11 protein-coding genes are annotated in these 13,291 nt (G+C 66.2%); all 11 read left to right on the top strand.

Annotated features, from left to right (window positions below):
* The first annotated feature begins 11 nt into the window (after nt 1-11).
* From Q8T13_00690 to Q8T13_00640, 11 genes are read left to right on the top strand one after another with little or no spacing between them, the layout of a single operon-like run.
* Nucleotides 12-1,922: a carbamoyltransferase gene (locus Q8T13_00690; protein ID MDP3716268.1), complete on the top strand. Its 1,911-nt coding sequence runs from the start codon at nt 12-14 to the stop codon at nt 1,920-1,922.
* Complete coding sequence (locus tag Q8T13_00685; GenBank protein ID MDP3716267.1) at nt 1,915-2,712, top strand: ABC transporter permease; 798 nt, start codon at nt 1,915-1,917, stop codon at nt 2,710-2,712. Before Q8T13_00690 ends, Q8T13_00685 begins: the two co-directional genes overlap by 8 nt.
* Nucleotides 2,702-3,976: an ABC transporter ATP-binding protein gene (locus Q8T13_00680; protein MDP3716266.1), complete on the top strand. Its 1,275-nt coding sequence runs from the start codon at nt 2,702-2,704 to the stop codon at nt 3,974-3,976. The genes Q8T13_00685 and Q8T13_00680 overlap by 11 nt, the downstream gene beginning before the upstream one ends.
* A complete protein-coding gene (locus Q8T13_00675) occupies nt 3,973-5,427 on the top strand; it encodes a hypothetical protein (protein MDP3716265.1) in 1,455 nt (484 codons plus the stop codon). The genes Q8T13_00680 and Q8T13_00675 overlap by 4 nt, the downstream gene beginning before the upstream one ends.
* The gene (asnB, locus tag Q8T13_00670; protein ID MDP3716264.1) at nt 5,397-7,280 is read left to right on the top strand and encodes an asparagine synthase (glutamine-hydrolyzing); all 1,884 of its coding nucleotides are present in this window, start codon (nt 5,397-5,399) and stop codon (nt 7,278-7,280) included. The genes Q8T13_00675 and asnB overlap by 31 nt, the downstream gene beginning before the upstream one ends.
* Nucleotides 7,271-8,428, top strand: coding sequence for a glycosyltransferase family 4 protein (locus Q8T13_00665; protein MDP3716263.1), 1,158 nt, complete (start codon nt 7,271-7,273; stop codon nt 8,426-8,428). The genes asnB and Q8T13_00665 overlap by 10 nt, the downstream gene beginning before the upstream one ends.
* Nucleotides 8,425-9,237 carry a DUF2334 domain-containing protein gene (locus tag Q8T13_00660; GenBank protein MDP3716262.1) on the top strand — a complete coding sequence of 271 codons (813 nt, stop codon included), beginning with the start codon at nt 8,425-8,427 and terminating at the stop codon, nt 9,235-9,237. The genes Q8T13_00665 and Q8T13_00660 overlap by 4 nt, the downstream gene beginning before the upstream one ends.
* Nucleotides 9,234-9,956, top strand: a complete 723-nt coding sequence (locus Q8T13_00655) for a class I SAM-dependent methyltransferase (GenBank protein ID MDP3716261.1) — start codon at nt 9,234-9,236, stop codon at nt 9,954-9,956. The genes Q8T13_00660 and Q8T13_00655 overlap by 4 nt, the downstream gene beginning before the upstream one ends.
* Nucleotides 9,953-10,915, top strand: coding sequence for an NAD-dependent epimerase/dehydratase family protein (locus Q8T13_00650; GenBank protein ID MDP3716260.1), 963 nt, complete (start codon nt 9,953-9,955; stop codon nt 10,913-10,915). The genes Q8T13_00655 and Q8T13_00650 overlap by 4 nt, the downstream gene beginning before the upstream one ends.
* Complete coding sequence (locus Q8T13_00645; protein MDP3716259.1) at nt 10,912-12,063, top strand: glycosyltransferase; 1,152 nt, start codon at nt 10,912-10,914, stop codon at nt 12,061-12,063. The genes Q8T13_00650 and Q8T13_00645 overlap by 4 nt, the downstream gene beginning before the upstream one ends.
* On the top strand, nt 12,060-13,274 hold the full coding sequence (locus Q8T13_00640) for a glycosyltransferase (GenBank protein MDP3716258.1): 1,215 nt from the start codon (nt 12,060-12,062) through the stop codon (nt 13,272-13,274). Before Q8T13_00645 ends, Q8T13_00640 begins: the two co-directional genes overlap by 4 nt.
* Nucleotides 13,275-13,291: the final 17 nt, after the last annotated feature.

Here is a 13,291-nt window from a genome sequence, read left to right as displayed (position 1 = left end):
GGTTCTAGTTCGTGCCCACGCGCATTCTCGGCATCTCCGCCTACTACCACGACTCGGCCGCGTGCCTCGTGGAAGACGGCCGCATCGTGGCCGCGGCGCAGGAGGAGCGCTTCACGCGCAAGAAGCACGACCCGGCGTTCCCGTCGCGCGCGGTGGCCTATTGCCTGGCGGAAGCCGGCATCTCGGCCAGCCAGCTCGATCACGTCGGGTTCTACGAGAAGCCGCTGGTCAAGTTCGAGCGCCTGCTCGAAACCTACGTGGCATCGGCGCCGGCGGGCCTCAAATCCTACTTGATGGCCATGCCGCTGTGGCTCAGCGAAAAGCTGTGGATGGCCGACGACATCCGCGACCATCTCGAGGGCTGCCAGGCCGACGTGTTGTTCGGCGAACATCACGAGTCGCATGCCGCCTCCGCCTTCTACCCGTCGCCGTTCGAGCAGGCGGCGGTGGTGACGATTGACGGCGTGGGCGAGTGGGCGACCTCTTCCATCGGCGTCGGTAAGGGTCACGACCTCGAGATCCTGCGCGAGCAACGCTTCCCGCACTCGCTCGGACTGCTCTACTCGGCGTTTACCTACTTCGCCGGCTTCAAGGTGAACTCCGGCGAGTACAAGGTCATGGGCCTCGCCCCATACGGCGAGCCGTCATTCGTCAAGACCATCAAGGACCAGCTGATCGAGATTCGAGACGATGGCAGCCTGTGGTTGAACCAGGAGTACTTCACCTACGCGGCCGGTCTGACGATGACCGGGACAAAGATGGAGCACGTGCTGGGCGGCCCGGCGCGCGCGCCCGAGAGTCCGCTCACGCAACGCGAGATGGACCTGGCGCGCTCGATCCAGGAAATCACCGAGGAGGTCATGCTGAAGATGACCGCCTTCGCGCACCGCGAAACCGGCATGCGCGATCTGTGTCTCGCGGGTGGCGTGGCGTTGAACTGCGTCGGCAACGGCCGCATCTTGCGGGAAGGCCCGTTCGACCAGGTGTTCGTGCAGCCGGCCGCCGGTGACGCCGGCGGCGCACTCGGCGTGGCCATGAGCATCTGGCATCGCCACCTGAACCAGCCGAGGGTAAGTCCGGAGGCCGCCGGGACTTGGGTGCGCCCCGCCTTCGCCAAGGCTACGGCGGGCAAGCCCCAGCCCCCCAGCTCTCCCAGCCCCCCTAAGTATTCCGACGGCATGAGTGGATCGTTCTTGGGACCTCAATTCAGCGAGGCAGAAATTCAAGCGTTCATCGACAGTCGGGGCATTGTCGCCCGGCGATTCGAACCCCCGGCGGTCGCCGACGAAGTGGCGGCGTTGCTCGCTTCCGAGAACGTCATCGGCCTGCTGCAGGGTCGCATGGAGTTTGGTCCGCGCGCCCTTGGTGGCCGGTCGATCATCGCCGACGCGCGCTCGACGAAGATGCAGTCGATCCTGAACCTCAAGATCAAGTTCCGCGAGTCGTTCCGGCCGTTCGCGCCAACGGTGCTGCGCGATCGCGTCGCCGACTGGTTCGAGCTCGACGGCGACAGCCCTTACATGCTGATGGTGGCCGACGTCCAGCAGTCGCGCCGCCTGCCGGTGCCTGCCGAGGCCGGCTCGCTCTGGGGCATCGAGAAGCTGAGCGTGCTGCGCTCGACCGTGCCCTCGATCACGCACGTCGATTTCTCCGCCCGCATCCAGACCGTGCGGCCGGGCGTGAACGGCTTGTATTACGAGATCGTCGAGGCGTTCAACCGGCGGACCGGCTGCCCGGTGATCGTCAACACCTCGTTCAACGTGCGAGGCGAACCCATCGTGTGCACGCCGGAGGATGCCTACCGCTGCTTCCAGCGCACGCACATGGACGTGCTCGTGTTGGAGAACTTCATCATCGAGCGTTCCGCGCAGGGCCCCATGCCCGTAGACGAATCCTGGAAATCAGAGTTTGCGCTTGACTGAGCTGTCCGATCGGCCCGAACGCATTTCGTGGGCCGCGTATTGGGAGCTGCTCATGAACCTCACGCGTCGCGAGGTCAAGGGCCGCTACACCCAGTCGCTCTTCGGCATTGGCTGGGCCATCGCGCAGCCGCTGGCGACGATGGCGGTGTTCACGTTGGTGTTTTCTCGATTGGCGGCCATCCCGTCGGGCGGGGCGCCCTATCCGCTCTTTGCTTACGCCGCGCTGGTGCCCTGGTTCTTCTTCTCCAACTCGGTGAACTCCGGCACCCTCAGCCTGATCACCTACCGGAACATCGTCACCAAGACCTACTTCCCGAGGGAAATCGTGCCGCTGGCGCAGGTCGGCTCGCGGCTGGTGGACTTGACCGCTTCGGCCGGCCTGTTCGCGTTGCTGATGGTCTATTACGGCGTCGCCCCGGGGCCGTGGGCGCTGCTGTTGCCCTTGTTCATCGTCATGCTGGTGGCGTTCGCCGTCGGCATCACGCTGGTCACTTCGTCGGTCAACGTGTTTTACCGCGACGTCAACCCGGTGGTGCAGATCGGCCTGCAGTTGTGGCTGTACCTGACGCCGGTGGCCTATCCGCTGTCGGCGGTCAATGAACGGTATCACCCGTTCTTCATGTTGAACCCGCTGACCGCCATTGTTGAAGGCCTGCGGTCGATTCTTCTGTTTGGGCGCGCACCCGACTGGACGCTGGTCGCCACCTCAGGTGCGCTGATCATCACCCTGCTAGTTGTCGCCAGCGTGATGTTCAAGCGCATGGATAAGTACTTCGCGGATGTCATCTAACCTGGCCATTCGTCTCGACGGGGTCACCAAGCGCTACCGGACCGGGCGCTCGCGCACGCTGGTGGATCTGATCGCGTCCGGCATGGACGGCTTGCGGGGCAAGGCCACCGAGGTGCACAGCACCTCGCGCGGCAAAATCGACGGCACCATCCTGGCCCTGCGCGATGTCAGCTTCGAGGTGCCCAAGGGCGCTGGCCTGGGCGTGATCGGACGCAATGGCGCCGGCAAGACGACGCTGCTGAAGCTGATCTCGAGGGTAACTTGGCCGACCAGCGGGCGGGTGCGCGTCGCGGGTCATGCCGTGTCGCTGATCGAGTTGGGGGCCGGGTTTCACCCCGAACTGACCGGACGCGAAAACGTCTACCTGGGCGGCGGCCTGTTCGGGCTGACCAGGAAAGAAATCGACCGGCACTTCGACGCCATTGTCCATTTCGCCGATGTCGAACGGCTGATCGACACCCCGATGAAGCGCTACTCGTCCGGTCTGTATGCGCGACTTGGGTTCAGCGTCGCCATCCACAGCCGTCCCGACATCGTCCTCGTCGATGAGGTGCTGTCGGTCGGTGATGCCGCGTTCCGCCGGCGCGCGCTCGAGGCGTTGCGGCAGTTGATCACCGACGGCAAGACCGTGCTGTTCATCTCGCACGACATGTGGAACGTGCGCCGCCTGTGCAGCGACATCCTGTGGATGGAAAACGGTGGCGTGCGGGCGTACGGCCCGGCCGGTGAGATCGCCGAGAAGTACATGAACGAGGTCAACGTCGAGGCCCTCGCCAACCAGGCCACCGCGCTGCAAAGCCATCGCAGCGGCACCGGCGAGGTGCGTTATGTCGCCGTCGACCTGCATACCGACACCGGCGCGCAGACGGGGTTGCTGTCGGCCGGCGAGACCCTGATCGTGCGCGCGTCCTACCGCGCGCACCAGCGGGTGGCGCGACCCGTGTTCCAGGTCGCGATCGTCGACGTCGATAGCGGATTGGTGATCACCACGGCGACCTCGAAGGCCGGCGACGTGCCGCCCACGGTCGAGGGCGACGGGCAGATTCAGTGCCGGTTCGACCACCTGCCCCTGCGGCCGCGGCAGTATGTGCTGCGGCTCTCGATTAGCGACCAGCATCAATTGGGCTCGTATGACGTGGTCACGGCCGGGCCGCGCTTCGCCGTGACCGGCTCGGGCGGCGGCGTCGAGAACCTGGCGGATGAAGAAGACGGCCTGGTGTCGCTGCCGTTCTCGTTCTCGCACGGGGAGGCCCCAAAGGCGTGAGCGGCGCGGGGCCAACCGTGATCGTGTCGGTGCCGCATGGCGGCGCCGCCGGCAACATCCTGCGCACCGGCGTCGTGTCGCGCGTGCTCCAGTCGTATCCCACCGTGCGCGTCGTGCTGGTATCGCCGCTGGTGAAGGATGCGGGCTTCGCAAAAGAGTTCACGCACCCGCGCATCGTCCTCGAGGACCTGCCGGCTCACCAGCCGACGGGTCTTGAGGCCAGGCTGCTGGCCCTGGTGCAGGCCGCCTACCTGGATTCGGGGGTGACCGAATCGGTGAAGATTCGCCGCGCCGAGGCGCTGGAAAAGGGATCGGTCCGCTGGGTCAAGGCCAAGAAGCTGATTGCGTCGGTCGTGTCGCCCTCGCTGGTGAGGCCGCCGACGCGGTATGACCTGAGCGACCGCCTGGTGTCGCATCCGTGGGCCGCAGACCTGTTCGACCGCTACCAGCCATCGATGCTGGTGGTGTCGAACCCCGGCCTCATCCTCTCAGAAGTGCCGCTGCTGCGCGTGGCCGCCAAGCGCAAGATTCGTTCGGTGGCAGTCGATCCGAGCTGGGACAATTTCACGAACAAGCTGATTCCCGTGCGGCGCGTCAATCGCCTGATCGTGTGGAACGACCTGATGAAAGCGCAGGCCGTGGCGCTGCACGGATACCAGCCGGACGAGATTCGCCTGGCCGGCACACCCCAGTGGGACCTGTATTTCAATCCCAGCGTCGTGATCCCGCGCGAGGCGTTCATGAGGCAGGTGGGCGCCGACCCTGCGAAGAAACTGGTCACGCTGACCACGAGCCCATTCGAGCTCTATCCGCACTGCGATCATGTGATCAGCACGCTGATGGCCGCGCAAGCCGCCAACCGGTGGCAGCAGCCCACGCAGATCCTGGTCCGCGTGCATCCACGCGACGATCGGTCGCGCTACGCCGCGTTCGAGACCGCGCCCGGCGTGATCATCGAGAAGCCGTTCCGGCAGACCGTGCGCGCGGGAGACGGCATGGCCGTGGACGTCACGGCCGACAGCCAGCGTCACCTCGCCAACACCATGGCGCACAGCGACGTCGTCGCGCAGGTGGCATCGACGATTGCAATCGAGGCGTCGATCTTCGACACGCCCGTCGTCAATATTTCGTTCGATGGCGAGACGCCGTCGCCGTTCGTGAAATCGGCCCGTCGGTATACCGAGTTCACGCACTTCGTGAACATCCTGAAGCGCGGAGCGGTTCGCGATGCGCGCACGCCCGCCGCCATGGTGGCGCACATCGGCGACTATCTCGACAACCCGTCGCTTGATCGCGACGGCCGCCGGCAGGTCGTGTTGGATCAATGCCAGTTCCTGGACGGCCGAGCCGCGGAGCGGGTCGCCAATTTTGTGTCCGAGGCGCTCAGAGAAGTCACTGGACTGCCGGTGCCTGCAACCCCATGTGTGGAATCGCTGGTTTCGTCTCGCTAACCGGTAAGCCGGCCGAGCAGGCCCGCCTGGCCGCGATGGTGGGGACGCTGCGCCATCGCGGGCCGGATGATCACGGCCTGTACACCGATGGTCCGGCGGCGCTCGGCGCCGCGCGCCTCAGCATCATCGATGTGGCCGGTGGCCACCAGCCGATTTCGATCGATGGCGGCGCCATCACCGTGTCGCAGAACGGTGAGATCTACAACTACGTCGAGCTGCGCGCGGAACTCGAGCGCGCGGGCCGTCACACCGCGACGGCCTGCGATACCGAGGTCATCGGCCACCTCTACGCCACCGAAGGTATTGCCGGCTTCAAGCGGATGCGAGGCATGTTCGCCGTGGCGATTTGGGATGCGGCCCGCCGCCGCCTGGTGCTGGGGCGCGATCGCGTTGGCAAGAAGCCGCTCTACTACTACCGGCAGAACGGCGAGTTGCTGTTTGGCTCCGAGATCAAGGCGATCCTCGCGGTGCTCGAGCAAGTGCCGTCGGTGAATGCCGGAGCGCTGCTCGACTTCTTCACGTTCGGCTACGTCGCTGGCTCCCAGGCGATCTTCGAGGGCATGCATCGGCTGGAGCCGGGCTCGGCGCTAATCGTCGATACTGCGGCCGGTACGGTCACCCAGGAGCGCTATTGGGGCTGGCCGGACGGCGCGGTCGAAGACCGCCGTTCCGAAGCGGACGTAATCGACGCCTTGCGGGCCGAGCTCGATACCGCCGTGCGCATTCGCCTGCGGTCTGACGTTCCTCTGGGCGCGTTCTTGAGTGGCGGCATGGACTCGGCGGCGGTGCTCGCCTTGATGGCGCGGCACTCGACCCGGCCGGTGCAGACGTTCACCATCGGCTTTGGTGATCCCGCCTACGACGAAGTGACCGAAGCCCGCAGCACCGCCGAGGCCTTTGGTGCCGACCACCACGAGCAGATCGTCACGCCGGACGCGGTCAAGGTCGCCGAGGCCCTCGCCTATCACTACGACGAGCCGTTTGCGGATGCGTCGGCCATCCCGACCTACTACGTGTCGGAGCTGGCGCGGAAACACGTCACGGTGTGCCTGTCGGGCGATGGCGGCGACGAGTTGTTCGCGGGCTACACACCCTATGCCGATGCCCTCAAGCGCGTTGGTTCGAGCGGCGAACGCGCCATGCGTAGCGTGATCCAGGCCGGTGCGCGACTGGTGCCGGTGCACGCGCGTGGCAAGGGGCGCCTCAGCACGATGGGACTCGGCCCCGAAGGCTGGTTCGTGTGGCGTCGCACCGTGTTCCCCGACTACCTGCTCGAGGCCGTCGTCGCGCCCGACGTCGTCAAGTCTGCGACCCTGCCTGAACGTGCCGCCGTCGAACAGATTCGCGATGCGGAGGGCACGTTGCTGACGCGCCTGCAGCACTGGGATCAGCAGCACTACCTGGTTGACGACATCATGGTGAAGGTCGATCGCGCGACGATGGCGCATTCGCTGGAGGCGAGGTGCCCGTTGTTGGATCACCATGTGATCGAGCTGGCCGGCGCGCAAGCCTCGGTCCGCCACGGTGATGCGCAGACCACGAAGCGACTGTTCCGCAAGGTGATCGAGCCGTGGGTGCCCGCGGCCGTGTTGACCCGGCCGAAGAAGGGCTTCGGTGTGCCGCTGCGGCGCTGGTTCCAGGAAGGGATGATTCGCTGGGCCCGCGAGATTCTCGTCGACCCAAGAACCCAGCAACGTGGCTGGACGCAGTCGGCCGAAGTCACCGCCATGCTCCTGCAGCACGAACAGGGCAGTCGCGACCACGCCAAGCGAATCTGGGCGCTCGTCTGTCTCGAGTTGTGGGCGCGCCAGCATGTCGACCGTGTTCAGTCGGATGCCCAGGCATGCGCGTAACCATGCTCGTGCGCTGCCTCGCCATGATGCGTGGCGGGGGCGAGACGCGTCACCTCAACTGGATGCGCGAACTGCAGGCGCTTGGCGTGGACGTCGACGTGATTACCGGACAGCCGTTGCTGTTCGGCGGCCCGCGCCATCCGATCGCTGGCGACCACGTCACCGTGCTGCGCTCGCCGTACGTGCGCGATGCCGTCTATCGGTGGCAGCACACGCGCGGGTTCGGGCGCCTCACCATGAACGCGCTGCACTGGGATGAAGACTGGTTCTGTCGAGCCGCGTGGCGCCGCATCGCGGCGAGGACCGTGCGGCCCGACATTGTGCATGCGCATGCGCTCTATCAGGCGGCCAGCGTGCGGCCCGTGAACATCCCGGTGGTGATCAACTTTCCTGGTGAACCGCATCCCAGCTACCTGCCAGACATCCGGCAAGCGGATGCGCTGGTGGCCGATGGGTGGGCGGCGGAGCACTTGCCGGCAATCGTTGGCAAGCCGGTGCATGCCGTGCCCAAGGGTGTCGATGCGGAGCTCTTCCGGCCCACCGGGGCCAACCTCCGCCAGGTACTCGGCCTCGGCGATCGTCGCATCGTCTTGTCGGTCGGACGCTTTGTGCCGATCAAGAACATGGCGCTGCTGATTGAGGCGTTGGCGAAGATGGTGCCCGCGGATCCCAGCCTGCATCTGTTGCTGGTCGGCGAAGGCCCCGAGCTACAGTCGTTGAAGGATCAAGCTGGACGCCTCGGTGTCGCCCGCGCGGTGACGTTCGCCGGCTACGTGCCGCAGGCGGAGATGGCGCCGTACTACCGCACCGCCGATCTGTTCGCGCTGGGATCCGACTTCGACAACTCACCGAACGTCGTGCTCGAGGCCATGGCCTGTGGCCTTCCGGTGGTTGCCACTGCGGTTGGCGGCGTCGCCGAGTACATCGCTTCAGGCCGGGGCGGAGATCTCGTGCCGCGCGGTGATGCGACCGCCATGTCGGGAGTGCTCGGCGATTGGATGTCGAGCGTCGAACGCCGGCGCGCGGCCGGCGCCTTCAACCGCCAACGCGTCTTGCAGGAGTTCTCGTGGCGGGCGAGTGCGACCCGGCTCCTTGAGGTCTATCGCGGCGTCCTTCAGGACCGGCACCAGATGAAGGCCACCGCGTGAAGGTGGCGCTGCGAGACGATGACACGTGTTACTTCACGTCGCCCGAGACGCTCGAGCGCATCTACCACGATGTGTGGGACCGCATCCCGGTCTGCCTGGCCACCGTCCCGTTTGCCATCGGCTACGAGCGTAAGGGCATCCCGCAGGAACATTGGCGATCGGACGAGTCGTTTGCGATCGAGAAGAACACCGCGCTGGTTCCGTTCCTCAAGGACCAGATTGGCCGAGGCCGCGTCACCATCGCCCTGCACGGCTACACGCACCAGGATTACCCGAACGGCTACGAGTTCCAGGCGGCGCCCGATCCCGAACGGCGTGTCCGCGAAGGACTGCAGTATTTGAAGGGCACGTTGGGCGCGCCGATTTCGGTGTTCGTGCCGCCTCATAACGCGATCTCGAAACGGGGCATGCAAGCCGTGGCCAGCCATGGCCTCAACCTGTTGGGCTCGTTCCTGTCGTTTAGGCCCTCAATGCGGGCGTGGGATGCGAACACGCTGGGCAACTGGTGGCGGATTCGAAGCTACCGGGCGGCGACCGGCCGCACGAAGCGCGATGCCATGGTCTATCCCCACGTGCTGCGCTATTCCCGGCACGCCGAGTTCGGCTGCCACAGTCTGATCCCCGGGACCACCGTCGAGGAACTGGTGAAAGGCTTCGATGAGGCCCGCGCCGTCGGCGGCGACTTCTGCGTGGCGACGCATTACTGGGAGGTCGATCAGGCGATCAAGGACGTGCTGCTTCGCTTTCTCGACCACGTCGAGCGCGTGCCTGAAGTGAAGATGGTGACCGCGGAATCGCTGTTTGCATGACGAAGGCTGAGCAAACACCTTGGGCCGCGAAGGCCGCCGCGCTGTACGACGCGGCCTACGCCGACCGCTATCGCAGCCACGACGACAGCCTGGTTGATAGCGGCCCGTATCTCGGCTTCGTCGCGTGGCTGCAGCGCGTGTGTGCCCGGTTCACGTCGTCGGCCGACGCCCTCGAGATTGGCTGCGGCACGGGCCGCTACTTCAGCGCGCTGCAGAACGTGCGGACCCTCGTCGGCCTTGACGCCTCGCCCGCGATGCTGGCGCTGGCCGCGCACCCGTTTCGTGAAGCCGCGATCACCGTCGAGCGCGTGACCTTGCTTGAGGGCGATGCGCTGGCACACGACTTCTCGGCCGGCAGCTTTGACCTGGTCTACTCGATTGGCGTGCTCGCCGAACATGTGCCCCTGCAGGCGGAGTTGGTGGGCCGCGTCCACTCGTGGCTGCGGCGAGGCGGCCGATTTGCGTTTTCGACCGTGCACCCGGCCTCACCGTCGGTGCCGCAGACGGCCGCGCGCCGGTTGGGCTCGGCGCTGATGCCGTGGGTTCCCGGTCCGCTGCACGCCTATCTGCGCGATCGCTACCTGGCAGGTGGCCTCTATGCCGATGAGACCTATCTGCGGGGGCTGCTCGCTGACGGTTTCGAGATTGAATCCATCGAACGGTTTGTGTCCGAAGCGCACCTGCATTGCCTGTGCGTGGCTCGCCGGGTGACCCGATGAGCGCGCGCCGCTCGCTGGTAATCGGCGGTCTCGGCTTCATTGGCGTGAACCTGGCCGAGCGCCTGCTGACGGCCGGCGATGAGGTCACCCTGGTGACGCCGAACCGGGCCCGTCACGAGGCACGCGCCGCGGCCTTCGCCGATCGCGGCGCCCACATCGTGGAAGGCGACCTGCGCGACCGCGACGCCATGGCCAAGGCCGTAGCCGGCCAGCACCTCGTCTTCAACCTGGCCGGCGAGTCGGGCGCGGTTCGCAGCATGGAGGATCCGTGGACGGATCTCGACGTCAACTGCATGGGCAACCTGTCGCTGCTCGAGGCACTGCGCACCGCCAATCGCGATGCGCGCCTGGTGTTCGTGGGCTCTCGACTGCAGTACGGCAAGCAGGATCAGCAGCCGGTCGGTGAAGACCAGGAACCGGATCCGCTGTGCCTCCACGCCATTCACAAGCTGACGGTTGAGCGCTACCTGCGGCTCTACGGCACGCTCTACGGCATCAAGTACACCATCGCTCGCGTGACCAATCCTTACGGCCCTGGACAGCCCGAAAGCCGCACCGCCTACGGCATTGTCAATCGCCTGATTCACCTGGCGCTGGCCGGCAAGCCGCTGACGGTCTATGGCGATGGCGCGCAGCGTCGCGACTACATCTACGTGGACGATCTCGTGACGGCGCTGGTGATGTTGGCGGAATCACCGGTCAGCGCCGGTCGCGCCTACAACGTCGGTTCGGGCACGGGCACGCGCTTGATCGACATGGCGCGCACCGTCATTGAGATCGCGGGTGGCGGACGCGTCGAGCACGTGGATTGGCCGGCGCTGGCCGGCCAGATTGAGACCGGCGATTTCATCGCCGACATCTCACGGATCGAACGCGAGTTGGGCTGGCGACCCGCCATCGGCCTGCGGGACGGGCTTGAACGCACCGTGGCGCTGTCGCGGGGACAGGTGCAGGCATGAGCGGTGGTCGCACCAGGGTGCTCTTTCTGTCACACGCCTACATGGTGGGCGGTGCCGAAGAGATGGTCCTCAATCTCGTTCGCCACTTGCCGGAACGGTTCGAGCCGGCGGTCGTGTGCATCCACGAGGCCGGACCGATCGGCGAGGAGATCGCGCGCACTGGCGTGCCGTTCAAGGTGCTGGGCCTGACGCCGGGCCTGTTGCGGCCGTTCGATGTGCTGCGCCTGCGCGACTTCCTGATCGAGTGCGAGCCGACCATCGTGCACACCTTCCTGCTCACCGGCAGCCTCTACGGCCGCTTTGCCGCCATGATGGCGCACGTGCCGGTGATTATCGGCACCGAGGTGAACATCTACCAGCACAAGAAATCGACGCACGCGCGGCTCGAGAAATGGCTGATGCGTCGCACCGACACCGTCGTCGCCTCGGCCGCCTCCGTGCGCGAGTTCTACATCGATCAGGTGAAGGCCGATCCGTCCAAGGTCGAGGTGATCTACAACGCGGTGGACTGGACGCAGTTGCAGACGACGATGAGCAGGGAGGAATTCCTGGCGTCGGTCGGCGTGCCGCAGGATGTGCCGGTGGCCGGGATTATCGCCAGGTTGACCCCCCAGAAGGCGCACCAGGTGCTGTTCGATGCGATTGCGCACGACCCGGGCCTGGCGAAGCTGCACCTGCTCGTCGTGGGCGACGGCGAACTGCGGTCGTCGCTGACCGCGAGTGCCCAGACCTTGCGCATCGAGGAGCGGGTCCACTTCCTCGGCGCCCGGCGCGACCTGGGCAACATCCTCGCCTCGATCGATCTGTTTGCCATGCCGTCGTACTGGGAGGGCCTGCCGTTGTCGATGGTGCTGGCCATGGGCGCCGGCCTGCCGGTGGTCGCATCACGCGTCGCGGGCATTCCCGAGGTCGTGAAAGACGGCGTGAGCGGACTGCTCGTGACGCCCGGGGACACCGCCGAGCTGGCGGCGGCGCTCAATCGCGTCGTGCACGACGACACGCTGCGCGTGTTGCTGGGGCAGGAAGCGCGCGCGTTCGTGCGTCCGCGATTCGGTGTCGATGGCTACGTCGCGTCGGTGACCGCGATGTACGACCGGCTGTTGGCGGAGAAAGGCCTGGCGCCAGCCTTGAGCGGAGTCGAAAGGTGAGGCTCGGCATCGTGTATCACATGCCGTTCTGGCGGGCCGCCGACGGCAGCCTGCGCGAAGTGGAGGGCTCGTTCGCCCGCTACGTAGATTCGCTGGCGCCGTATTTCGACGAGATCTCGCTGTGCGTGCCGGTGCTGGCCGAGGCGCGCGGCGAAGGCACGCCCATTCGCGCCACCAACGTCACGCTGGCGCCGCTGCCGAACTTCGAAGGGCCGGTGCATTTCTATCCGCAGTTCCTGGTGATGCTGCCGCGGATCTGGCGCTGGGTTCGCGGCATCGATGTGCTGCACTGCCGCATTCCAAGCCCCGCAGCGATTTTCGCGTTCGTCATCGCCCGTCTGCATTCGCGGCCGTCATTCGTGCTGATTGTCGGCGACCTGAAGGCGTTGCTGCCGACCATGCCGTATCAGGGCGTCAAGAAGGTCCTGTGGCGCGGCTACACCGCGTTCGAAGAGTGGGCGGTGCAGTGGATGTCGGATCGCTCGGTGGCGTTCGCCAACGGCGAAGCGCTGGCGGCCAAGCACTCGACCGCCGCGAAGGCGGTGATTGCCACTACGACCACCACCATCAGCGCCGCCGACATCTCATCGCGGGCCGACATAGACGCTGGCGATACCCTGCGCGTGTTGTGTGTCAGCCGCATCGATCCTCGTAAGGGGCTCCGGGTACTGCCCGAGGTCGTGAAGCTGCTGGGTGACCAGGGCATCGCCCTCGTGCTCGACATCGTCGGACCGGCCGTCGGCCGTCCTGGCGCAGAAGAGCAGTCGGCGATTGCCTCCGAAGCGCAACGCCTTGGCGTCGGCGATCGGGTGCGGTGTCTCGGGCCGGTGCCGTTGGAGAAGTTGTTGCCGCTCTACCGAGGCTACGACGTGTTCGTGCTGCCGACCTTGCCGGGCGAAGGCATTCCGCGCGTCCTGCTCGAAGCCATGACCGCGGGCGTGCCGGTGGTGACGACGAGGGTCGCTGGCATCCCCAGCCTGATCCAGCACGAGGTTAACGGCCTGTTGGTCGAGGCGCCAACGGCGGCCGCGGTGGCGGGTGCGATCTCGCGGGTGGTGCACGACGCGGGTCTTCGCCGCCGGCTGATCGCCAACGGTTACGAAACCGCGCGCGGGTTCACGCTCGAGGCGCAGGCGGCGCGGCTGTTGGCGGAAGTGTCGGCGCTGCTGCCGGTCACGTTGAAGCAGCCGGCGACGGTGACTGTCGCGTGAGTGACCGGCGCAGGATC

The organism is Acidobacteriota bacterium (assembly GCA_030697165.1).
In the GTDB taxonomy this organism is placed as follows: Bacteria; Acidobacteriota; Vicinamibacteria; order Vicinamibacterales; family UBA2999; genus 12-FULL-67-14b.
The sequence above is the reverse complement of the archived record's forward strand: the minus strand, read 5'-3'. Positions and strand labels throughout refer to the sequence as shown.